The 20988-nt window shown below is 59.8% G+C and carries 23 protein-coding genes; 12 read left to right on the forward strand and 11 right to left on the reverse strand.

Going from position 1 to position 20988, the window contains the following annotated elements:
• Position 1: 1 nt before the first annotated feature.
• The gene (locus ACVBAU_RS06975; protein ID WP_448328690.1) at positions 2-961 is read right to left on the reverse strand and encodes a thymidylate synthase; all 960 of its coding nucleotides are present in this window, start codon (positions 959-961) and stop codon (positions 2-4) included.
• Between the two features lie 209 nt (positions 962-1170).
• Between ACVBAU_RS06975 and thyX the strand changes: the two genes are divergently transcribed.
• From thyX to ACVBAU_RS06990, 3 genes are all read left to right on the forward strand, one after another.
• Positions 1171-2091: an FAD-dependent thymidylate synthase gene (gene thyX, locus ACVBAU_RS06980; protein WP_448328691.1), complete on the forward strand. Its 921-nt coding sequence runs from the start codon at positions 1171-1173 to the stop codon at positions 2089-2091.
• Positions 2061-2792, forward strand: coding sequence for a DUF4145 domain-containing protein (locus ACVBAU_RS06985; protein ID WP_448328693.1), 732 nt, complete (start codon positions 2061-2063; stop codon positions 2790-2792). The genes thyX and ACVBAU_RS06985 overlap by 31 nt, the downstream gene beginning before the upstream one ends.
• A gap of 639 nt (positions 2793-3431) precedes the next feature.
• A complete protein-coding gene (locus tag ACVBAU_RS06990) occupies positions 3432-3725 on the forward strand; it encodes a hypothetical protein (RefSeq protein WP_244148419.1) in 294 nt (97 codons plus the stop codon).
• Between the two features lie 67 nt (positions 3726-3792).
• On the opposite strand, the gene ACVBAU_RS06995 is transcribed toward ACVBAU_RS06990, so the two are convergent.
• Positions 3793-3999, reverse strand: coding sequence for a cold-shock protein (locus tag ACVBAU_RS06995; protein ID WP_093733269.1), 207 nt, complete (start codon positions 3997-3999; stop codon positions 3793-3795).
• Positions 4000-4152: 153 nt separating this feature from the next.
• Here ACVBAU_RS06995 and ACVBAU_RS07000 point away from each other — a divergent pair, with 153 nt between their 5' ends.
• Positions 4153-4473 carry an arsenate reductase family protein gene (locus ACVBAU_RS07000; protein ID WP_448328696.1) on the forward strand — a complete coding sequence of 107 codons (321 nt, stop codon included), beginning with the start codon at positions 4153-4155 and terminating at the stop codon, positions 4471-4473.
• Positions 4474-4476: 3 nt separating this feature from the next.
• On the opposite strand, the gene ACVBAU_RS07005 is transcribed toward ACVBAU_RS07000, so the two are convergent.
• The 5 genes from ACVBAU_RS07005 to thrS form a co-directional block, all read right to left on the reverse strand.
• Complete coding sequence (locus tag ACVBAU_RS07005) at positions 4477-5007, reverse strand: DoxX family protein (protein WP_448328698.1); 531 nt, start codon at positions 5005-5007, stop codon at positions 4477-4479.
• Between the two features lies 1 nt (position 5008).
• Complete coding sequence (locus tag ACVBAU_RS07010; protein ID WP_448328700.1) at positions 5009-5758, reverse strand: HvfC/BufC family peptide modification chaperone; 750 nt, start codon at positions 5756-5758, stop codon at positions 5009-5011.
• Entirely contained in the window at positions 5755-6603 is an 849-nt protein-coding gene (gene bufB / locus ACVBAU_RS07015) for an MNIO family bufferin maturase (protein ID WP_448328702.1), read from the reverse strand. Before bufB ends, ACVBAU_RS07010 begins: the two co-directional genes overlap by 4 nt.
• 91 nt (positions 6604-6694) lie before the next feature.
• Positions 6695-6997 carry a BufA1 family periplasmic bufferin-type metallophore gene (locus tag ACVBAU_RS07020; RefSeq protein ID WP_138923824.1) on the reverse strand — a complete coding sequence of 101 codons (303 nt, stop codon included), beginning with the start codon at positions 6995-6997 and terminating at the stop codon, positions 6695-6697.
• A 218-nt stretch (positions 6998-7215) separates the two neighbouring features.
• Complete coding sequence (thrS, locus tag ACVBAU_RS07025; protein WP_138923823.1) at positions 7216-9165, reverse strand: threonine--tRNA ligase; 1950 nt, start codon at positions 9163-9165, stop codon at positions 7216-7218.
• A 204-nt stretch (positions 9166-9369) separates the two neighbouring features.
• On the opposite strand from thrS, the gene ACVBAU_RS07030 reads away from it, so the two are divergent.
• The 5 genes from ACVBAU_RS07030 (at position 9370) to ACVBAU_RS07050 (ending at position 13148) form a co-directional block, all read left to right on the forward strand.
• Positions 9370-10650 carry an MFS transporter gene (locus ACVBAU_RS07030; RefSeq protein ID WP_448328705.1) on the forward strand — a complete coding sequence of 427 codons (1281 nt, stop codon included), beginning with the start codon at positions 9370-9372 and terminating at the stop codon, positions 10648-10650.
• A gap of 60 nt (positions 10651-10710) precedes the next feature.
• Positions 10711-10944, forward strand: coding sequence for a hypothetical protein (locus ACVBAU_RS07035; protein ID WP_005852428.1), 234 nt, complete (start codon positions 10711-10713; stop codon positions 10942-10944).
• Between the two features lie 2 nt (positions 10945-10946).
• A complete protein-coding gene (locus ACVBAU_RS07040) occupies positions 10947-11699 on the forward strand; it encodes an alpha/beta fold hydrolase (protein WP_448328707.1) in 753 nt (250 codons plus the stop codon).
• A 58-nt stretch (positions 11700-11757) separates the two neighbouring features.
• Positions 11758-12372, forward strand: coding sequence for a hypothetical protein (locus tag ACVBAU_RS07045; RefSeq protein WP_448328923.1), 615 nt, complete (start codon positions 11758-11760; stop codon positions 12370-12372).
• 65 nt (positions 12373-12437) lie between these two features.
• Positions 12438-13148: an alpha/beta fold hydrolase gene (locus ACVBAU_RS07050; protein WP_448328709.1), complete on the forward strand. Its 711-nt coding sequence runs from the start codon at positions 12438-12440 to the stop codon at positions 13146-13148.
• Positions 13149-13163: 15 nt separating this feature from the next.
• Here the strand turns inward: ACVBAU_RS07050 and ACVBAU_RS07055 are convergent, their stop codons facing one another.
• Both ACVBAU_RS07055 and phaZ read right to left on the reverse strand, forming a co-directional pair.
• Entirely contained in the window at positions 13164-13754 is a 591-nt protein-coding gene (locus tag ACVBAU_RS07055; RefSeq protein ID WP_448328711.1) for a DUF6151 family protein, read from the reverse strand.
• Positions 13754-15070, reverse strand: coding sequence for a polyhydroxyalkanoate depolymerase (phaZ, locus tag ACVBAU_RS07060; protein ID WP_448328713.1), 1317 nt, complete (start codon positions 15068-15070; stop codon positions 13754-13756). Before phaZ ends, ACVBAU_RS07055 begins: the two co-directional genes overlap by 1 nt.
• A gap of 105 nt (positions 15071-15175) precedes the next feature.
• Here phaZ and ACVBAU_RS07065 point away from each other — a divergent pair, with 105 nt between their 5' ends.
• The 3 genes from ACVBAU_RS07065 to phaR all read left to right on the forward strand — a co-directional run bounded on the left by ACVBAU_RS07065 (position 15176) and on the right by phaR (position 18273).
• A complete protein-coding gene (locus tag ACVBAU_RS07065) occupies positions 15176-16981 on the forward strand; it encodes a PHA/PHB synthase family protein (protein WP_335745356.1) in 1806 nt (601 codons plus the stop codon).
• A 151-nt stretch (positions 16982-17132) separates the two neighbouring features.
• Positions 17133-17576, forward strand: coding sequence for a phasin, PhaP (locus ACVBAU_RS07070; RefSeq protein ID WP_138923816.1), 444 nt, complete (start codon positions 17133-17135; stop codon positions 17574-17576).
• A gap of 133 nt (positions 17577-17709) precedes the next feature.
• The gene (gene phaR, locus ACVBAU_RS07075; RefSeq protein ID WP_138923815.1) at positions 17710-18273 is read left to right on the forward strand and encodes a polyhydroxyalkanoate synthesis repressor PhaR; all 564 of its coding nucleotides are present in this window, start codon (positions 17710-17712) and stop codon (positions 18271-18273) included.
• A 106-nt stretch (positions 18274-18379) separates the two neighbouring features.
• On the opposite strand, the gene ACVBAU_RS07080 is transcribed toward phaR, so the two are convergent.
• Both ACVBAU_RS07080 and ACVBAU_RS07085 read right to left on the reverse strand, forming a co-directional pair.
• Positions 18380-19558 (reverse strand): DegT/DnrJ/EryC1/StrS family aminotransferase, encoded by a 1179-nt coding sequence (locus tag ACVBAU_RS07080; RefSeq protein WP_448328714.1) that lies wholly within the window; start codon positions 19556-19558, stop codon positions 18380-18382.
• Positions 19559-19652: 94 nt separating this feature from the next.
• Positions 19653-20957, reverse strand: coding sequence for an NAD(P)/FAD-dependent oxidoreductase (locus ACVBAU_RS07085; protein WP_138923813.1), 1305 nt, complete (start codon positions 20955-20957; stop codon positions 19653-19655).
• Positions 20958-20988: the final 31 nt, after the last annotated feature.

Genomic DNA, 20988 nt, shown 5'->3' on the forward strand with positions numbered 1-20988 from the left:
GCTATCGGGCGGGCTGGTCGCAGATCGGGTCTTCACCGGGCTGGCCGCACTGCCTGAGCACAAACGCGCCATATTCGATGGGTGTGCCTGATCCCCCTATCTCAATGTGGTTTTCGGCATGGATCACCCCTGCCACCTCGGTCGCCCCAATGCCGCCAAAAATGCCGCCGTATTCCCCAACCGCACCATTTTCCTGCGACGCCGTGCCAAAGAACGTGCCATCATCCGCGATAGCAGTACTGTCGAGGGCAATATTCTTCGCTTTGAACGGATCGGCCGAGTTGGGGTCAAAATCACCAGCCGCGTCATAGTCGGTAACCTTGCGGTCATAGATGATCCCTGCAACCGCAGCGTCGGTAAAGTCTCCGGTCAGAACCACTTTGCCGGTCACCTCTGCGGCCTGTTTCGATAGCGGATCAGACGCCGTTCCCCCCGTCACGGGCAATAGATCCTCATCAGACCCGGGTCCGTTCAAAAGCCCCACATAATTCCCCGCATAGGTCACCAAACCGCCCTCGGATTGCGTGCCCGCAGCGACCGGCGCGGAATAGGATGTGCTGCTATAGGCCGCGCCTGAAAAGAACTGCTCGAACTGGCCGCCCGTCATCACGATAGCCGCGCGGGTGCCGTCGATATCCTTGACATACGCGGTGACATGGCGGTCCAGCGACCCGTCCTGCGCGGTGTAGGCCTCATAGCCATTGCGGTCCAAACCGGGGCGGCGGCGATAGTCAGCAGTGAACGCGCTGTCATCTGCGGTGATGCCGGTGATCGACAGCGTTTCCGACGCCGGATCATAGCTAAAGCTCTTCAGGTCATTGGTCAGCGCTTCGGGGATCGCACTTTCCCCCGTGCTCCCGTCCGTGCCCGTATCGACGTCTACCTTGCCGTTAAACGGCGTGCCGTTGCCGCATGCTGCAATAAATGCGCACAGCGCCAGCGCTGATGTCCCGAATTTCATAACTGTCTGCCTCGAAAATTTCTTGTTTATTGCCGCGACAGTCGCCAATCCCGCGCCCGTCTGTCAACGCTACACCGCAGCGCCCGTGCATTTGCCGGCAAAGTGCATCCCAAAAACAATACCGCATACGGCGGTTCCTGTGCCTTGCTGCATTGCTGCCCCGGATATAGTAAACTCCGAATCCAAGCCCATATGACAGGACGCCCCCCATGCCGATCAGCCCCGACCAACAAGCCGAAATCGACGCCCTGCGGGCCGAGCCGAAACAGACCCTGCGCGCCGTCTCCGAAGGCATGGAGGCGCATCTCTACAAGGCCATTCCCGTGCTCGACCACGGCTTTGTGCGCGTCATCGACTATATGGGCAACGACGAAGCGATCTGTCAGGCGGCCCGCGTCAGCTATGGCCGTGGCACGAAATCGGTCCAAAACGACGAAGGCCTGATCCGCTACCTGATGCGCCACTGGCACTCTACCCCCTTCGAGATGTGCGAGATCAAGCTCCACGTCAAACTGCCCGTCTTTGTCGCGCGCCAGTGGATCCGTCACCGGACCGCCAACGTCAACGAATACTCCGCCCGCTATTCGATCCTTGATCGTGAATTCTACATCCCCGAACCCGCCCATGTGAACGCGCAAAGCGTGGTGAACAATCAGGGCCGCGGTGGCGTGCTCGAAGGACCCGAGGCCGCCCGCGTGCTCGAGACCCTCAAATCCGACAGCAACCGCGCCTATGACAACTACGAGGCGATGATCGCCGAAACCGGCCCCGACGGCGAACCCCAAGACGGTCTGGCACGAGAGCTGGCGCGGATGAACCTGCCGTCGAACATCTACACGCAATGGTATTGGAAGGTGGACCTGCACAACCTGTTCCACTTCCTGCGTCTGCGCGCCGATGCCCACGCCCAATACGAAATCCGCGTCTACGCCGATGCCATCTGCAACATCGTCGCCGACTGGGTCCCCGCCGCCTACCGCGCCTTCGAAGATTACCGTCTAGGTGGTGCGACTATGTCCAATACAGCTCTTGAGTGTATCCGCCGGATGGTGAAAGGTGAGGACGTCACGCAGGAGACCTCTGGCATGAGCAAGGGGGAATGGCGGGAGTTTATTGGAGTGATTGGGTGAGTAATTCTATTGCTTTAGGAACTGAAGCATTTGGCCGGATGAGGGTCGATGGTACAACTTGTGATTATCCAACGCATCTAAAGACACCCTGCCCATACTGTGGACATTGGGCGAGTTTTGCTGCCCTTAACTACAAGCTTAATCCTGAGGCTCGCGTAGGATCGGCATCTGGCATTTGTCCAAGTTGTGATAAGTCGACGCAGTTTGTTTTTGTATTCTCATTCGAGAAGCCGAAACCTCAATTATTAGAAGTAAGGATGTTTCCTGCATTGCAGCAAAGTGTTGACATGCCGGAGTTGCCGGAGAGCGTTCCCGAACCTTTGCGAAGGTCCTACGAGGACACTGTAAGAGCGTTCAATGCGAGGATTTACGGTTCTGCTGCTACATCTGGGAGGCGCACCCTTGAGGGAATTTTTAAGTATATGGTTCCTGAAGCCAGCAGGAACGTAGGTCTATATAAATTAATAAAAGAGGTAGAAGAATATGTGGATTTTGCGGAGCCCCTGAAGCGCCTAGCTGACGCGATTAGATCAGGTGGTAATCTTGGCGCTCATTTCGATGAAACTAAAGAACCAGACGCAGAAATGGCTAAAAGTATAATTGAATTATTGGGGTACTTAATTGACTATTTATACGTACTCCCAAGTAATATCAAAGCGCTTGAAGATCAAATATCGGAAGACTCTGGTATTAATTTTTAGTCAATATATGTATTCGCGGGCGATCTATCTTTTTAAGGCCAATTGGTAGACAAGATTGCGATCTGAACCCATGCCCAATCTTTGGTTTGGCAGCGCCCGAACCGCTCCTAAGGGGCGGGCGCTTCGCACCAGCCCCTTGGTTCGTGCGCGGCGGTCCCGATTTAGGCAACCTCAAACATCCCCGGCGAAATGCTCGCGCATTCCGCGTTCGGCCCTTTGAACAGTCCACTGGACTGTTCAATCTGGCTTTGCCGGACCGTGCCTCACTCCCCCCACCGAGCGGGTCAACGGATGCAAAGCATCCGCGTCACCGACAGAGCGAAGGCTTGCCTTCGCGGAGTCGGCGCTACGCTTCCTGCCCTCGGTACGGGCGCGGCGGTTCCTGTCTAGGTTACCTCATATATCCCCAGCGAAACGCCCGCGCATTCCGCGTTCGCTACCCACAACGAACGCACCCATAACAAAAAATAAACAAACAATAACAATAGGTTAAGTTACCCATGGGTAACCCGAGGCCCGACGGCTGCGCAAAGCCCGCCCCGCCAATCCCGCCAGCCTCCAGCCCCAAAAGGCGAAAAAGCTAGACTTGGCGCTTAAGTCTGGGCAAATTAAAGAGAATTGAAAAGAACGGGGGATACGATGCGTCTGACAACAGGAATGATCGCCGGATTGGGTTTGATGGGCGCAGTTTTGCTGCCCGCGCAGGTCTCGGCAGAGCCTAAAATCTACGCCTATCCGTCCTCCGCCAACTTCTGCCCCGCAGGGCTTCAGCCGGTCACGATCTCCGGCGTGATCTGCTGCGGTACGCCGAACACGGCCACCAGCTACCAGCAGATGATGTCGCACCCCGCGCCGAAAAAGCACAAGGTCCGCCACTATCACCCGCGCCGCGCCAGCTATTCTTGCGTGCCGGGCGAAAAGGGCTGCCGCTAAGCCGCAGCCCCGTTTGATGCCCGAATAACGACCAGAAAATCCGGTGCCCCTCGGGCATCGGATTTTTTTACAGCAGTTCCAGCTCCGTCGCCATCTGACGCCCGTCGCGCCCCTCGGACATCTCGAACGACACTTTCTGATCGTCCGCCAGACCGGTCAGACCGGACTGTTCCACTGCCGAAATATGGACAAAAATATCCGACCCGCCGCTCTCCGGCGCGATAAATCCGTATCCTTTGGTGGTGTTAAACCATTTGACTGTACCCGTAGGCATATCTCAACGCTCCTCATTACTCGCTGTCGCAGGCCCGAAAATTGCTTTCGCCGCCCCATGCGGTAAAAGGTTGTTCGCCCGTGGCGAAAATCAAGAAATTTTGCAGCGCACGATTATCCTAGGACATATGAAACCCGAAAAAGTGAGACGAGAATGCTGATCTACGGTCTGAAAAACTGCGATACCTGCCGCAAGGCGATCAAAGCGCTGCCCGACGCGCAGCTGGTTGATGTCCGCCAAGACGGTGTCCCCGCCGAGGTGCTGGCCCGCGCCCATGCCCGCTTTGGCGCAGCACTGGTGAACACGCGCTCCACCACATGGCGTGGTCTGGACGATGCCGAACGCGCCTCCGATCCGCTCGAACTTTTGGCCGCCCATCCCGCGCTGATGAAACGCCCGCTGATCGCCGCGGGGGAGGATCTTTTCCTCGGCTGGAATGACACGACCCAAGCCGAGGTCAAAGCCGCGCAGTAATGCTCAGGGGCGGCGCGCCAGCAAAATACGGTCCAGCGCCACCGGCCCGCCGCCCTTAACCACCAGCACCACCAACAGCAGCACCCAAAGCGCGCGCTGGTCCAGAATGGTCCCGTCCGGCAGGCGGTCAAACCACTGGCCCAGCGCGCTCCATTGTTGGTGACCGTAAAGATCCGTGAGCGATTGCAGGACTACAAACCCCACCATCCCCAAGGCCGCAAGCCGCGTGAACAGCCCCATCACGATCAGCGCCGGCAGCACAAATTCCGCCATCGTCCCCGCATAGGCCACCAGCCCGTGCAGCGGCGAAAGCGCTGTCGCGTCATAGCCCGCCGCCTCGAACGCGCGGGGGAAAATCTGGACATAGGCACCGGTGCTCAGCGTCACCAGCCCGTCAAGTTTGGTGAGGCCAGAGGCAAAGAAATATTGCAACAGTACGGCAGCAAATAGAAACCGTGCAAGCGTCGGCAGCAGCCAGTCCTGCGCTGAAATCCAGTGGGTGGCGCGGTCATAAAGGGTGAGGGTCTTCAGCATCTTATCCGCCGTTCTTTGCGCAAAATGCGCCAGTTGCAAAGCACAGCCCTAAGGCCGCACCAAGATCGAAATCAGGCACGAGCGCCAGCGTGGTGTCATGGGCCTGGTCGAGTGTTGCGCCTTCGGCCAATGCGGCGAACCAATTGCCGCCGCCGGGGGGCAACAGATGCGGGGCGGGGTCAAACTCGGGGCGGGTGATCAACACGCCTTGGGCCTGCATTTGCGGCTTGGGGGCATCGGCCTGCATGTTGAACCGCCAGATATCGAAAAGCGGCCAGCTTGACCGCAGCAAAACCGTCGCAGGGGCGGGGATGAGCTGTGTTTGCATCATCTCTTCTGGCGTAAGCTGCTGGAACGTTTCGAGATCAAAGGGCGCACTGTCGGCTGCGTGGTAGGATCGGCGCAGGGCAAGGTCGAGGCGGGCGCAGTCGGGCAGGTAGCCCATTTTTGACAATTGCGGTTGTGCGGCGAGAAAGTCAGGAAAATCAGCGCCATAATGCATCATCAACGGAGAGGTCGGCGGGTGCGCACGGACGTAGCCAGGGGCCAACCGGTCGAAATTCTGCGTGCCTAATACTTTGAGCACCAAGGGAAAAGCGCTGTGCAGTGCTGCAATTAAGGAATGGGTCACGTTGTTACGGTAGACGTCATAGCGGGTGTCCGCCGGTGCGCCAGCGGCACCGCGCAGCCCTTCAGGGCGGTCCTGTGTCGGGTCGAGTAAGGGCGCGCGAAATCGGCGAAGCGTGGTCATCGCGCCAACACATCCGCGGCCCGCACGGCCTCTGCGCGCAGGGTGGGCCAGTCGGGCACGTCGTTGTCCCATTCCACCAGCACCGGCTTGGGGCCCGTGCGATCCAGCGTATAGGCCAGCAAATCCCAGACGGGATCGACAACGGGGCGACTGTGGCTGTCGATCAAAAGCGGCTGGTTGAACCCAACGCTGTCTTCTTCGTGGCCGCCGACGTGAAGCTCGCCCACTGCGTCAACCGGATAGGCGTCGATGTAGTCGCGGGGCGAGAGACCAAGGTTTTGGGCCGAAATGAACACATTGTTGACATCCAGCAATAAACCGCAGGATGTTCGGTGGGTAACTTCTGCTAAAAAGTCGCATTCAGACAAGGTGGATTCATCAAAGGCGAGGTAGCTGGAGGGATTTTCCAGCAGCATTTGACGCCCGATTGTGTCCTGAACCTGTTTGATATGGTCAGCTACGCGGGACAGGGTGGATTCCGTATAGGGGAGGGGCAGCAGGTCGTTCAGAAACTCGCTGTCATGGGTGGACCAGGCCAGATGTTCGGAAAAACTGGCCGGCTTTGCCCAGTCACACAGCTTTTTCAGACGGGCCAGATGGTCACGATCCAGTGGCATTTCACCACCGATGCTGAGGCCGACACCGTGAACCGACAGGGCGAATTTTTCGGACAGCGCGCGCAGCTGCGCAAGGGGGCGGCCGCCGTCGCCCATGTAATTCTCTGCATGGATTTCGACCCATTCTACCGGACCAGGATCGTCTTGCAGGTCTTTGAAATGCTGGGGTTTATATCCTACGCCCGGACTGGCGGGCAAGGTGGCAAAACGGGCGGTTCCGTCTGGCATGGGAGGCTCCCTATCCGAGGGGTCGCGTAAGGGGCCTGCGCAGCCGGATGCTCCGTGCTGCACAGGCGAGGGGTTTAAGCCGCAAGGGGCCTTAGGCTGGCATGTCGCGGTCCAGCGCTTCGAGCGAGCCCATACGTGCGGAGCCGTCGGTCATTTCGGGCAGCTCCATCTCTGCGCAGGTGCCTGCGTCAACCAGCGTCCAGGCGTTGCCCTGGTAATCGGTGACGGATGTGCCGGCGCATGTGGTGCCGGGGCCTGCTGCGCAATCATTCTGACCGGCAAGCGCTACGCCGTAGCATTTTTCCTTGGATGCCGCGCTTGCTGTGGTGGCATGTGCGGACATGGCTGCGGCGACAGCGCCGGCAACGGCGAGCGTTTTCATCGTGTTGGACATTGGTGTTTCCTCCTGATTGGGTTGCGTGTCGATACAGCCATTAAAGCCAGGCGGGTGCGACAAATCTACTCACATCGCAGTGTGTCACGCGGGCGTCAGGAAATCGCCGGTTTTTTTGTAACAATTCGCGAGATTACCCTCTGGGGGGCGAAATATTGAAACATAGTGACATCTTCGGGGCGCAAGATCATTGCGCCCCGAGAGGTTTGTTACAGGTTTCAGCCGCGCAGATCGGGCGGTGTGGCTTCGATGCCAAGCGCATCTGCCACGTCCGATAGCGCCTGAACGGAGGTTTGCTTTTCGCCCAGACGACGCACCGAAACGGTTTTCTCTTCGACCTCACGGCCGCCAACGGCAAGGATCACCGGCACTTTGCCAACCGAATGTTCACGGACCTTGTAGTTGATCTTTTCGTTGCGGACATCCGCCTCGGCGCGGACGCCTTGTGCCTTGAGAGTGGCGACGACCTCGTGGACGTAGTCATCGGCCTCTGAGGTGATGGCGGCCACGACAACCTGACGCGGGGCCAGCCAGAAGGGCAGCTTGCCTGCGTGTTCTTCGATCAGGATGCCGATGAAACGTTCGAATGATCCCAATGTCGCGCGGTGCAGCATGACGGGGCGGTGTTTCGCGCCATCCGACCCGATATAGGTCGCATCAAGCCGTTCTGGCAGCACAAAATCCACCTGATGGGTGCCACATTGCCAGTCGCGGCCAATGGCGTCGGTCAGCACGAATTCCAGTTTCGGGCCATAGAACGCGCCTTCGCCGGGGTTGAGCGTCGGTTCGATGCCAGCCGCGCGGGTGGCAGAGAGCAACGCGGCCTCGGCCTTGTCCCAGACTTCATCCGAGCCGGCGCGTTTTTCAGGCCGGTCCGAGAATTTGACGCTGAAGTTTTCGAACCCGAGGTCTTTGTAGATGCCCGACAGGAATTCGATGAATTTCGCGGTTTCGGCTTCGATCTGGTCTTCGGCGCAGAAGATGTGGCCGTCGTCCTGGGTAAAGCCGCGCACCCGCATGATGCCGTGCAGCGCACCCGACGGTTCATAGCGGTTGCAGGACCCGAATTCGGCCATGCGCAGGGGCAGGTCGCGGTAGGATTTCAAACCTTGGTTAAAGATTTGCACGTGGCAGGGGCAGTTCATCGGTTTCAGCGCGTTGACCGATTTTTCGCGGGCGTGTTCCTCGTCCACTTCGACGATAAACATGTGGTCTTGGTATTTCTCCCAGTGGCCGGAGGCTTCCCAGAGTTTACGGTCCACGACCTGCGGTGTGTTCACCTCGACATAGCCGCCGGCGCGTTGTTTGCGGCGCATGTAATCCTGAAGCTCGGTATAGATGTGCCAGCCGTTGGGGTGCCAGAAGATCTGGCCCGGCGCTTCTTCTTGCATGTGGAACAGGTCCATCTCGCGGCCCAGCTTGCGGTGGTCGCGTTTGGCGGCCTCTTCGAGCATGTTCAGGTGCGCTTTCAGCTTTTCTTTGCCGGTGAAGGCCACGCCGTAAATCCGTTGCAGCATCGCGCGGTCGCTGTCGCCGCGCCAGTAAGCGCCCGCAATCGACATCAGTTTGAACGCGTCGCCGGGGACTTGGCCGGTGTGTTGCAGGTGCGGGCCACGGCAGAGGTCCTGCCAGTCGCCGTGCCAGTACATGCGCAGCGGCTCGTCGCCGGGAATGCTGTTGATCAGCTCGACCTTATAGGGTTCGTTCAGGTCTTCGTAATGCTTGATCGCGCGGGCGCGGTCCCAGACTTCGGTGCGCACGGGGTCACGCTTGTTGATGATTTCCTTCATCTTCTTTTCGATGAGGCCAAGGTCTTCGGGGGTGAAAGATTCCTTGCGGTCGAAATCATAGTACCAGCCGTCTTTGATGACGGGGCCGATGGTGACTTTTGTATCTGGCCACAGGTCCTGCACGGCGCGGGCCATGATGTGGGCAAGGTCGTGGCGTACCAGCTCGTTCGCTTGTGCTTCGTCAGCCATGGTGTGGATCGCGATGTCGGCATCTGCGTTGATCGGCCAGGCCAGATCAAAATGCGCACCGTCCACGGTGGCGCTGATCGCTTTTTTGCCAAGCGATTTGGAGATGTCGTTCGCGACGTCGCCCGCAGTGATACCTGCGTCGTACTGACGTGCGTTGCCATCGGGAAGGGTGAGGGTGATCTGGGCCATTCGGGCCTCCTCGTCGGTTTGGCGCCTACGAGACGCCCGGTTGCGGGTTATATGCGTTCGGCCTGTTTGGCGTCGGTGGTCTGGGTTGTCAATATCGCGGTGGGGTCAGCGGTGTCGGCGCATGAAACGCGGTGGCGTCCTTTCCTTGGCGGCCCCGTGCGATAGATTGCAGGGGATTACCAAGAAGCGACGGGACCGGAAGATATGCAAGATGATGTGGCGCAGCGGGCGTTTGATACGCTTTCGGGGGCAGAGGGTGACGCGCAGGACCTGTCGCCCCACGCGCAAGAGGCCGAGGCCCGGAACGCCCTGCGCCATATCGCCAGCCTGACGATGACCAAAGTCGCGGACGGGCTGATTGACCCCAAGCTGATGCTGTCGTGGCTGCTGACATCGCTTGGCGCGCCGGCGGTCTATGCGGGGGCGCTGGTGCCGATCCGCGAGGCGGGGGCGCTGCTACCGCAGATCGTGATGGCCAGCTGGGTGCAAGCGATGGCGCGGCGCAAATGGGCGTGGGTCGCAGGATCGGCGGGGCAGGGCATTTTCGCGGCGTTGATCGTGCTGGCGGCGCTCACGTTGGACGGATCAGCGGCGGGGCTGGCGATTTGCGGGGCGCTGGCGGGGCTGGCGGTCAGCCGTGCCGCCTGTTCGGTGTCGTATAAAGATATTTTGGGCAAGACCGTGGGCAAGTCGCGGCGCGGGTCGATCACGGGCACGGCGGGGTCTGTTGCCTCGGCCGGTGTGCTGGTGCTGGCGCTGTTGCTGATGTCGGGGCTGGTGCAGGATCGCGGCGTAGTGATTGCGGCGATTGCGCTGGCCGCGCTGCTGTGGGGCGGGGCGGCGCTGTTGTTTTCAACCCTGGACGAGGCCCCCAGCGACAGCGCCAAGGCCACGCCGGCCAGCTTTGCCATCCTCAAAGAAGACGCGAACCTGGGCCGGTTCATTCTGGTGCGCGGGCTGTTGGTCGCGACCTCGCTTGCGCCGCCGTATTTTGTGGTGCTGGCAGGCGGAGAGGATCAATCCGCGCTCGGCCAACTGGGCGCGTTGGTGCTGGCGTCGGCCCTTGCGGCATTGCTTAGCTCTTATGTCTGGGGGCGGCTGTCAGACCAGTCCAGCCGCCGCGTGCTGATGTTGACGGGCATCGTGGGGGCCGTGGCAATGGTCGGTGCCGTGGGGCTAGAGCTGATTGGCATGGCGACGCAGATCTGGGCGATGCCGCTGGTGCTGTTTGTCCTGATGATCGCCTATCACGGGGTGCGGCAGGGGCGGTCGACCTATCTGGTGGATATGTCGCCAAAGGACCAGCGGTCGGCCTATGCCGCCGTGTCCAACACCGTGATTGGGGGGCTGCTGCTGATCGCCGGTGTGGCGGGTGGCGGCGCGGCACTGATCGGCCCCGTGGCGACGCTGGTTTTATTCGCGCTCATGTCCGCGGCGGCAGCGTTTGCGGCGCTTGGCCTGCGCGAAGTCGAAGCGGCGGATTGATCGTCGGGGCCGCGCGCCGTATGACTGGGGCGCGCATTTGACCCAAAGGGGGGGAAGCCCATGTCCAAACACAACCGCAACTTTGAGCTGACGATCAGCGATATCGACCTGATCGAAGCGGCGCTGCATGTGACCAAACGCGACCTGTCGATGGACGCGCTGAATGACACGGCATCGATGCTGCCCGCCGATGCCGCCAAAGACAGCCTGCGCCGGATCGACGATCTGCTGGGCCGTTTGCACAATCAGAAAATCTTTTACCGCCCCGCCAAGGGCACCTATCTGGGAGGCTGATGATGACTGCGCCCAAGTATATGGAAACGCCCCAAGGGCGGCGGCTGGCTTACCACAAGACCGACGGAAAAGGCCCTTGCGTGGTGTTTCTGGGCGGTCTGAAATCCGACATGATGGGCACCAAGGCGGTGTTCCTTGAAGATTGGGCAAAACGCGAGGGGCGGGCCTTTTTGCGGTTTGATTATTCGGGGCACGGGGCATCCTCGGGTGTGTTTACCGAGGGGTGCATTGGCGATTGGGCCCAAGACACGCGCGCGGCGGTAGAAGCGCTGACCGAGGGGCCGATCTTGCCGGTGGGGTCGTCCATGGGCGGCTGGCAGTCGCTGCTGTTGGCGCGCGCGCTGCCGTCGCGGATCGCGGGTCTGGTGACCATCGCTGCGGCCCCTGATTTCACCGAAGACGGCTATTGGGCCAGCTTTACCGATGCGCAAAAGCAAACCTTGGCCGAGGCGGGGCAAGTCGAACTGCCGTCAGACTATATGGAGCCCTACATCATCACCCGCCGCATGATCGAGGACGGGCGCACGCAGCTGGTCTTGCGCGATCCGCTGCATCTGCCGTTTCCCACGCGGTTCTTGCAGGGCACGGCAGACACCGCCGTCAGCGTTGCCACCGCTGTGCGGCTGCTGGAACATGCGCAGGGGCCTGACATGCAGTTGCAACTGGTCAAGGACGCGGATCACCGCTTTTCCGATGACAGGTGTCTTGCTATGCTGTTGACTGCCGTCGAAGAGGTCGCTGCATTGGCGGCCTGAAACGGGCCCCGCCGGACATGGGGTAGGGAGGGGCAACAGCATGCGCAAACCAGCCAGCATGTGGAGCCTTGAGACTTTTGGGCGGGTCCGCCTGTCGCAGCATTTCTTTATGCGCGATTTTATGTATTCCGAAATTTCGGGCTTTCACGGACAGCCCAATATCCCCGACGATCCTGATCTTGCGATTGAAAACGGGCGGGCGTTTTGCACCACGCTGCTGGACCCGCTTGAGGAAACCTTTGGACGTATCGCCGTGCGGTCGGGGTATCGGTCGGCGGCGCTGAATGCCTATGGCAACCGGCACAAGCTGAATTGCGCGGCCAATGACAACCCGATCGAATGTCACATCTGGGACCGCGGGGCAGGGGCGCAGGCAATCGCGGGTGCCTGCATCGTGATCCCGTGGTTTGCCGACCAGTACGATCAGGGGCGCGACTGGCGCGATCTGGCGTGGTGGGTGCATGATCATCTGCCCTATTCCGAGATGTGGTTTTTCCCCAAGCTTGCCGCATTTAACCTGACGTGGCGACCAGAGCCGCAGCGCAGCATTTCAAGCTATATCGCGCCGCGCGGGATGTTGTTGCGTGGCGGGAAGTCGCCGTCAGAGCCCTTGGCGCAGCGCCGCGCACGTTATAGGGATTTTCCGCCCTTGCGTGGCATCGCCTATCCATGATGAGGTGCGGCGCAGCAGCAGTGTCCCGAAGTGGCGCGAATTTATGACTAATGACAGGGACATACATGGCTGACCCTCTTGTTCTTCTGCCCGGCCTCATGTCTGACGCGCGGGTGTTCTGGCCGCAGATTGCCGAACTGTCGGCGAAAACCGCCGTCACCGTGGCTCCGATCACCCAAGGCGAACGGATCGAGGAAATCGCGTCCGGTCTGCTGGATCAATTACCCAAACGGTTTGCGCTGGCAGGGATGGGGCTGGGCGGGGCGGTCGCGCTCGAGATCTTGCGCCGTGCGCCGGACCGTTTGTCACGGTTAGCGCTGATCGGGGCCAGTCCGCTGGCCGAACCACCGCAGGCCGCTGCGGCCCGCGAGATGCTGATCGTCAAGGTCAAGTCGGGGCGGCTGGCGGATGCGATGCGCGAAGAGCTGGACCCTCTGTGGCTGGCCCCCGGCCCGAACCGCGCGGCGATATTAGAGATCGCGCTGGATATGGCTGATACGCTGGGACCCGAGGTCTACATTCGTCAGGCCCGCGCCTTGCAGCGGGCGCGTGATCAGCAGGCTGTGCTGCGTAAATGCAAGGTGCCGACGCTGGTGATGTGTGGCGAGGTGGGCAAGCTGAACCCCGTCAAGCGCCATAGTTTTATGGCCGAACTGCTGCCCTATGCCATTTTGCGCGTGATCGAAGGGGCAGGGCATTTGCCCACGCTGGAGCAGCCAGAAGCAACGACCGCAGCGATCAAGGAATGGATGAAGCTGCCCTTGGTCCCTGCCTAGCGTCTGAGGACGGAATTAACGCAGGGCGTCGAGGATGGCTTGGCGCTGGTCGTGCGGCACGATCTTCACAGGGCGGTTGGGCGTCGCGGTATCGGGATCGATAAAGGGGTTGGTTTTCCACCGTCCCGTTATCTTGGCCGCCGCAGCACGCGACAGCGCCCCCCAGATCAACCGCGGCAGTCCCTCGTTGCGGGTTTTGCCTGACGCTGTGAGGATATATCCGGTGCCGACGATGGGCCCAAGCGCCGCAGAGTCGGACAGAACGCTGGTCATGATGCTGGCAAAGGCAAGCTTGGGCTTGCGCAGCGTGTTGAACATCGGCGTCCCGCAGCAGGTCGCATACCAGCGCAGCAGGTTCTTATCGCCGAATGAATACACGCCCAGCTGGTCGAACCCCTGATCAAAGTCGAACCGGTCGGGCGTGGTTTGGAACAGTTGGACCGCCTGTGGCGCAGGGTCGGGTTGGTTCAAGTACACCTCGGCCGCGCGGCAATCGATACAGTGACACCGGGCATGGCTGCCGCGTGCGGGTGTCACGCCGCGCAAGGTCCCTTTGATGGTCCCGCAGTTGCAGGCAAAGGGCAGATCACGCGGCGCGGCGGGCATTATGCTGTCGACTTCTGGGCCGGGACAGGGGTCTTGCCGACATTGGCTGGGGCGGCGGCTGCTTGGGGTGCCGCTACCTTGGCCGTGCGCTGGTTTTCATCGATGAATTTCAGCACCAGCGGGCGGATATTCTCGCGCCAGCTTTTGCCTGCGAAGATACCATAGTGCCCTGCGCCGTCTTCAAGATGGCTGGCCTTTTTGTCGTCGGGCAGGCCGGTGCACAGTTCCAGCGCGGCGACACATTGGCCAGGGGCCGAGATATCATCCTTGGTGCCTTCGACGGTTTTCACCGCGACATCTGTGATCTTGCCGATGTCGACGGGCTGGCCTTGGATCGTGAAGCTGTTGGTGCCGATTTCATTGTCTTTAAAGATCCGCTGCACGGTAGACAGGTAGAATTCGGCGGGCATGTCCATCACGGCGAGGTATTCGTCGTAGAACTTGTTGTGCTTGTCGTGGTCGCCTGCCGTCCCCTGTGCGACGCGCATGATCTGGTCGCGGAAGGCTTTGGCGTGGGTTTCGGCGTTCATCGTGATGAAAGAGTTCAGCTGCAACAGACCGGGATAGACCTTGCGGCCCACGCCTTGGTGCTGAAAGCCGACCTGCTGGATCATCATTTCTTGCAGCTGGTTCATGTTCACGCGGTGGCCGAAATCCGTCACCTCTGTGGGGCTGGCGGCGGTATCGATCGGCCCGCCAATCAACGTGAGCGAGCTGGGCTGTGCCTTGGGATCCTGTTCGGCCAGATAGGCGGTCGCGGCAAGGGTCAGCGGCGCAGGCTGGCAGACGGCGATCACATGCACGTCGGGGCCCAGATGGCGCATATAGTCGACCAGCCGCAGGGTATAATCTTCTACGTCGAACTTGCCGGCGCTGACAGGGATGTCGCGGGCATTATGCCAGTCGGTGATGTACAAATCCGCATCGGGGATCAGGCTGATCACGGTAGACCGCAGCAGGGTCGCATAGTGGCCAGACATGGGCGCGACCAGCAGGATCTTGCGCTTGGGCGTGTCGCGGCCCTGCACAACAAAATGCACCAGATCGCCAAACGGACCTTCAAGCTCTTTTTCAATCAGGACGGGATGATCCAGACCATCGGCACCAACAGCCGGCGGAATGTCCCAATCAGGTTTGACCACCATGCGCGAAAAGCTGCGTTCGGTTACTTCGCCCCAAGCGGCCATCCAGTTCAACGCGGGGTTCGGAACAGCGGCAAAAGCGGGATACGATGCCATCGCCAACGCGGTGGCACCAAGCCACTGATTGGTGTTTCTCATCGTTTCCATTAAATCGTAAGATGCCATATACTTCATGTAAGGGGTCTCCTGTTGGGGGGCCTTGCGCCCTGCATCTTGTCGGACCCTCCCCCAAAGGTCGGCGCGATGCTGCAGGTGCAAACATAGGGAGGAACGGTTAACATGACAATAAAAACAACTAAGACCGACGTTGAGAGTTCCAAGGCACAGGAACGTATGGAGGAAAACCTGCGCAAGGTCGAAGCGCTGGGGGCTCGGCTGTCGCAGATCATGGTCGGTCGGGACACGCATCAGGCGAGTTTGGACGGCCCGAATCAGGAGCTGTTCACAAAGGCTGCGACGTCCTATTGGACCGAAGCTGTGCAAAATCCGGCCAAGATGATCGAGCAGCAGGTGTCGTACTGGAGCAAATCTGTCAGCCACTTCGTCGAGGCGCAGCAGGCGCTGGCCAAAGGCAAGCTGGCAGCCCCTGAAGATACCGCGCCCGAGGACCGCCGCTTTGCCAACCCGTTGTGGAAATCGCACCCCTATTTCAACTTTGTCAAACAACAGTACCAGATCAACGCAGAGGCGCTTGGCCAAGCGGTCGAGAACGTCGCCGATCTGGCCCCGCACGAACGCAAACGCCTGAGCTACTTTAGCCGCCAGATCGTTGATCTGATGAGCCCGACAAATTTTCTGGCCACCAACCCCGATGCTTTGGAACGCGCCGTCGCCACAGAAGGCGAAAGCCTGATCCGCGGGCTTGAGAACCTGATCGCGGACCTGGAGGCCAACAACGGCGAGCTGGTCGTGCGGCTGGCGGATGACAGCGCGTTCGAGCTGGGCCGCAACATCGCCACAACCCCTGGCAAGGTCGTGTTCCGCAGCAAACTGTTCGAACTGATCCAGTATAGCCCCAGTACCGAAAAGGTGGACGCCACCCCCATCGTGATCTTTCCGCCGTGGATCAACAAATTCTACATTCTTGATCTGAAGGAGCAGAACAGTCTGGTCAAATGGATCGTGGATCAGGGCTATACGTTGTTCATGGTGTCATGGGTTAATCCCGACAAAAGCTATCGTGACGTCGGAATGGGCGACTATATCGAAGACGGCTTTGTGACCGCGATCAACGAGGCCAAGGCGATCACCGGTCAAGACAATGTGCATGCCGTGGGGTATTGCATTGCAGGCACGACACTGGCGCTGGCGCTGTCGCTGATGAAACAGCGGGGCGATACGTCGGTCAAATCCGCGACCTTCTTTACCGCGCTGACCGACTTTTCCGATCAAGGAGAGTTCCAGCCGTTCCTGACAGATGATTTCATTGACGGGATCGAGGCCGAGACCCAGGACAAAGGCATGCTGCCGTCGCTCATCATGGCGCGTACCTTTTCCTTCTTGCGGTCGAATGATCTGGTCTATGGACCTGCGATCAAGAGCTATATGCTGGGCGATACGCCGCCCGCCTTTGATCTGCTTTACTGGAACGGCGACGGGGCGAACCTGCCGCAGCGCATGGCGATGGAATATTTGCGGGGGCTTTGCCAACAGAACAAGCTGGTCGACGGCGGGTTCGACCTGCTGGGCCACTGTCTGAAGCTCGAAGACATTGACGTGCCGCTGATGGCGGTCGGCTGCGAGACGGACCACATCGCGCCGTGGAAAGACAGCTATCGCGGCGTGGGGCTGATGGGCAGCGCTGACAAGACGTTTGTCATGACGCAGTCGGGGCACATCGCAGGCATCGTGAATCCGCCCAGCAAGGGCAAATACGGCCACTATACGAACGCTGATGTATCGCTGGATCACAAGGACTGGCTAGAGGGCGCGGCCTTCCATGAAGGGTCATGGTGGCCCCGCTGGGGGGCGTGGCTCGAGAATCAGTCCGACGGTAAGGTGGATGCACGTATTGCGGGTGAAAATGGCCGTGAGACGTTTGGCGATGCGCCCGGCACCTATGTGGCCCGCAGGGCAAGAGGTTGATCTGATTGCCCAATTTTTTAGGGGCGTGAGTGTCGAGAAATGACGATGCTGCAATGCAGAAAAAGCTTGCAATGCCGCACTGCAGCATCTATCTTAAGTTTAGTCATAACGAAGCGGTAGACGCCGCTTACCCCCATAAGGAGAGTTTACCATGACGAAGACACCAGATTTCGCCGCGATGATGAAAGACATGATGGGTGCATTCCCCGTTGACACATCCGCAATGAACGATGCGTTCAAAACCACCGCGACGCTGAACGAAAAGCTGTCCGGTGTGGCCTTGAGCGCCGCTGAGAAATCCGCAGCGATTTCCAGCAAATGGACTCAAGACACCCTGACAAAAATGTCGGAAATGTCGAAAGCCAAGCAAGAGCCTGCTGACTACGCCAAAGCAATGACCGAGTTCACCTCGGCCTCTGCCGAAGTTGCGTCCGAGCACATGGCCGCTTTCGCCGAGATCGCCAAGAAGGTCCAGATGGACACTGTTGAGCTGATGATGGCTGCTGGCAAAGACATGTCCGAAGAAGCAACGGCTGCTGTCAAAAAGGCAACTTCCGACGCGACAGCCGCGACAAAGAAAGCCACAGCGAAGTAATCGCTCTGGCCTTTGGTACAGTAAAGATTGATGAGGGCAGACTTTGCGGTCTGCCCTTTTTTGTGGCGCCTATCTTTTTCATTTAAGCTGCCCTAAGCTGCAATGCAGCATGCCTATTTGGGAAGGACCTAGTGTGACCGAAACAGTCAAGCCCCTGCTTATCAAACGATATGCAAGCCGCCGCCTGTATAATACCGAAACCAGTGATTATGTCACTTTAGACGATATTTCGGGCTTTATCCGCGATGGCCGAGAGGTGAAGATTGTGGACCTGAAATCAGGCGACGATCTGACCCGCCAATACCTGCTGCAAATCATCGCCGAACACGAAAGCCGCGGTGAATCCGTGCTGCCCGTGGATGTGCTGAACGATCTTGTCCGCAGCTATATGTCCCCCGATGCCAGTGTCGTGCCGCAGTTCCTGAAATCGTCGTTCGATATGCTGCGCGATGGTCAGGCACGGGTGCTCGAGAATATTAACACGATCAACCCGATGTCGAAAATGCCGGGCTTCGAGGTCATGCAGGCCCAGCAAGAGGCCTTTATGAAAGCGATGACAGGCAACATTCCGACGCCTTGGAATGGCATGGGGGGTGGTGATGCGCGCCCCGCTAAGGGGGGCGGTCAGGATGAAAGTCTTGATGCGATCAAACAGCAGCTGGCCGAGCTGCAAGAGAAACTGTCCAAGCTGAAGTAGCCTCTTTTTCGGTGCGTTAGAACGGTCAAAGCCCACCCGCTGACGGGTGGGCTTTGCTGTGTCTGCCGGATGCCTCCGGCGGGAGTTTATCTGGCAAAATGAAGCCTTAGGCCGCGGCGGATTTTGTAACCGAGGCCAGCGCCCCCAGCAGCACATTGACGATGGCATCCAGATCGGCGGTTTGCAGTTGCACGGGCAGGCGCACATCGCAGGCGGTCATTAACATGGCGCGGGTCTGGGGCAGGTCGGGCAAATCCTGAATGAACTGCCAGTTCCAGAAAGCGCGCGCATTGTCGGTGCTTTGACCAAAGACCTGGACCTTGACGCCCGCCTTGGCGCTGGCATCTGCAAAGGCGCGGATGGCGGCGTCGTCCAGGCCAACCAGATTGAACTGGATGGAATCCGGTGCCCGGGTCTCGGGGGGGAGCGGGGCGGGGACGTCGATCTGTGGAACGGCATTCAGCTTGGCCGCGACATAGTCGTGGTTGCGCAACCCATCCGCCACGCGGCGGGGCAGTTCTGCCAGTTGGGCGCGGACCAACACAGCCGACAGGTTATTGAGCCGCAGATTGTAAAGCGGCAGCTGGTTCTGCCACCGCGCACAGGCGTCAGCGATGCCGGGATGTTTCTTCCAGTTGTGCTCGTACGCCCCCGACATAATGATCGCACGGGCCGCGAGATTGGCGTCATCGGTGATCAGGATACCGCCTTCGCCCGCGTTGACCATCTTGTAGGACTGGAACGAGAAGCAGCCGATTTTACCGATGGTCCCTATCTTGCGGTCATGCCACAGCGTGCCAAGCGAATGAGCTGCGTCCTCGATCACGGGTATGTCTGCAGAGTCGCACAGCCGCATGATCGCATCCATATCCGAGGTATGCCCGCGCATGTGGCTTATGATCACCGCATCTACCGTCGGCAGCTTGGCGGCAAAATCTTTCATATCAATCCGGTAGTTCGCCCCGACTTCGCACAGCACCGGCGTATAATTGGCGTGGATCACGGCAGAGGGCACGGCAGCAAAGGTAAAGCCGGGGATCAGCACCTTGGCGTTCGGCGGCAGGTCCAGCGCCAGCAACGACAAAAACAGCGCGGCAGAGCACGAAGACACTGCCAGCGCATAGCGGCTGCCCATCATCTGCGCGAACTCGGCCTCAAGCAGGGAGACCGGCGCGTCGGCAGCAGCGGTGTAGCGAAACAGATCGCCGCTTTGCAACAGCTGCTCTATCTCGGCGCGGGCAGAGTCGGGAATGGCTTCGGCGCTGTGCATGTCGGGCAGGGTCATATTTCAATATCCTGAATGTTTGTTTTCAGAATGGTAAAACAATGCGCCTGTGGGACCAAGCCTTTTCCGGCTCCGCCTTATGAATGTTTTGTGACTAGATCCCCAGCCGATCGCGCAAGCTGAACCAGGTCATTGCCAGCGCAAGCAGCGGACTGCGCAAGGCTCCGCCGCCGGGGAAGCTGGGGGTGGGCAGGGCGCTCATGGTGTCAAAGCCATCGCCGTCGCCTTCAATTGCACGTGCCATCAGCTGGCCTGCGTGGATCGCCGTGCCGACGCCGTGGCCGGAATAGCCCGAGGCCGACAAGATATTCGGCGCAACACGTGCGAGAAACGGCAGACGCTTCATGGTGATCGCCAGCGTGCCGCCCCAAGCGTAATCGATTTTTACGTCGCGCAGAGCGGGGAAAACTTGGCTCATGGGCTTGCGGGCTTTGGCCGCGACATCACTGGGGAACCGGTAGCCATAGCTTTCGCCGCCGCCAAACAGCAGCCGCCCGTCATGGCTAAGCCGGAAATAATTCACCACGAATTTGCTATCGGCCACGGCGACGTCACGGGGCAACACTTCCTTTGTGCGATCCCCCAAGGGTTCGGTGGCGACGATAAAGTTGTTGATCGGCATCACCTTGGCCGCAACCTTGCGGTTCAGCCCGCCAAGATAGCCGTTGCAGGCAAGGATCACATGATCGGCCGTCACCCGCCCGCCATCGGTTTGCACGATGGCAGGGTCCCCTTCGGCGATATGGTGCACGGCGCTGCGTTCATAGATCTCTACCCCCGCGGCCGCCGCGGCACGGGCCAGCCCAAGGGCGAGGTTCAGGGGATGCAGATGCGCGGCACCCATATCCAGAATACCGCCAGCATAGGCGGGCGAGGCGCAGACGTTACGCAGGGCGTCGCGGTCCAACAGCTCTATCTGGTCGTAGCCATAGCGTTCTTGCAGAAAGCCGGCGTAGGCGTGCAGGTGATCCACATCCGCCGACGTGCTGGCGGTCCAGGCCACACCGGGCTTGAGGTGGCAGTCGATGTCATGGGTCGCGATCAGCTGCTTGACCAGCGCCTTGGCGTCTTCGCCCAGGTCCCACAGACGGCGGGCGGCGTCAGCACCGACCATCTTTTCCAAGGCGTCTTGTTCCACCCGCTGCCCACTGCCCAGCTGACCGCCGTTGCGGCCCGATGCGCCAAAGCCCACACGCTGCGCTTCGACCAGCACCACGCGGCGCCCCGCTTGTGCCAGATGCAAGGCGGCGGACAGTCCGGTATAGCCGCCACCCACGATGCAGACATCGGCGCGCTGGTCCCCCTTTAGGGTTGGGTAGGGTGTGCTGGAGGTCGCGGTCGCAGCGTACCAGCTGTCGGGGTAACGCCCCGGCGCGTCATTTGCATATAGCAGATTCATGGCAGATCGGCCCCCGCAGTCGCTTCCAAAT

The organism is Sulfitobacter sp. M13, from assembly GCF_053474885.1.

Coding starts and splice junctions, on each gene's coding strand:
- ACVBAU_RS06975 (WP_448328690.1), bottom strand. CDS start 961: ATGAAATTCGGGACATCAGCGCTGGCGCTGTGCGCATTTATTGCAGCA.
- thyX (WP_448328691.1), top strand. CDS start 1,171: ATGCCGATCAGCCCCGACCAACAAGCCGAAATCGACGCCCTGCGGGCC.
- ACVBAU_RS06985 (WP_448328693.1), top strand. CDS start 2,061: ATGGCGGGAGTTTATTGGAGTGATTGGGTGAGTAATTCTATTGCTTTA.
- ACVBAU_RS06990 (WP_244148419.1), top strand. CDS start 3,432: ATGCGTCTGACAACAGGAATGATCGCCGGATTGGGTTTGATGGGCGCA.
- ACVBAU_RS06995 (WP_093733269.1), bottom strand. CDS start 3,999: ATGCCTACGGGTACAGTCAAATGGTTTAACACCACCAAAGGATACGGA.
- ACVBAU_RS07000 (WP_448328696.1), top strand. CDS start 4,153: ATGCTGATCTACGGTCTGAAAAACTGCGATACCTGCCGCAAGGCGATC.
- ACVBAU_RS07005 (WP_448328698.1), bottom strand. CDS start 5,007: ATGCTGAAGACCCTCACCCTTTATGACCGCGCCACCCACTGGATTTCA.
- ACVBAU_RS07010 (WP_448328700.1), bottom strand. CDS start 5,758: ATGACCACGCTTCGCCGATTTCGCGCGCCCTTACTCGACCCGACACAG.
- bufB (WP_448328702.1), bottom strand. CDS start 6,603: ATGCCAGACGGAACCGCCCGTTTTGCCACCTTGCCCGCCAGTCCGGGC.
- ACVBAU_RS07020 (WP_138923824.1), bottom strand. CDS start 6,997: ATGTCCAACACGATGAAAACGCTCGCCGTTGCCGGCGCTGTCGCCGCA.
- thrS (WP_138923823.1), bottom strand. CDS start 9,165: ATGGCCCAGATCACCCTCACCCTTCCCGATGGCAACGCACGTCAGTAC.
- ACVBAU_RS07030 (WP_448328705.1), top strand. CDS start 9,370: ATGCAAGATGATGTGGCGCAGCGGGCGTTTGATACGCTTTCGGGGGCA.
- ACVBAU_RS07035 (WP_005852428.1), top strand. CDS start 10,711: ATGTCCAAACACAACCGCAACTTTGAGCTGACGATCAGCGATATCGAC.
- ACVBAU_RS07040 (WP_448328707.1), top strand. CDS start 10,947: ATGACTGCGCCCAAGTATATGGAAACGCCCCAAGGGCGGCGGCTGGCT.
- ACVBAU_RS07045 (WP_448328923.1), top strand. CDS start 11,758: ATGTGGAGCCTTGAGACTTTTGGGCGGGTCCGCCTGTCGCAGCATTTC.
- ACVBAU_RS07050 (WP_448328709.1), top strand. CDS start 12,438: ATGGCTGACCCTCTTGTTCTTCTGCCCGGCCTCATGTCTGACGCGCGG.
- ACVBAU_RS07055 (WP_448328711.1), bottom strand. CDS start 13,754: ATGCCCGCCGCGCCGCGTGATCTGCCCTTTGCCTGCAACTGCGGGACC.
- phaZ (WP_448328713.1), bottom strand. CDS start 15,070: ATGAAGTATATGGCATCTTACGATTTAATGGAAACGATGAGAAACACC.
- ACVBAU_RS07065 (WP_335745356.1), top strand. CDS start 15,176: ATGACAATAAAAACAACTAAGACCGACGTTGAGAGTTCCAAGGCACAG.
- ACVBAU_RS07070 (WP_138923816.1), top strand. CDS start 17,133: ATGACGAAGACACCAGATTTCGCCGCGATGATGAAAGACATGATGGGT.
- ACVBAU_RS07080 (WP_448328714.1), bottom strand. CDS start 19,558: ATGACCCTGCCCGACATGCACAGCGCCGAAGCCATTCCCGACTCTGCC.
- ACVBAU_RS07085 (WP_138923813.1), bottom strand. CDS start 20,957: ATGAATCTGCTATATGCAAATGACGCGCCGGGGCGTTACCCCGACAGC.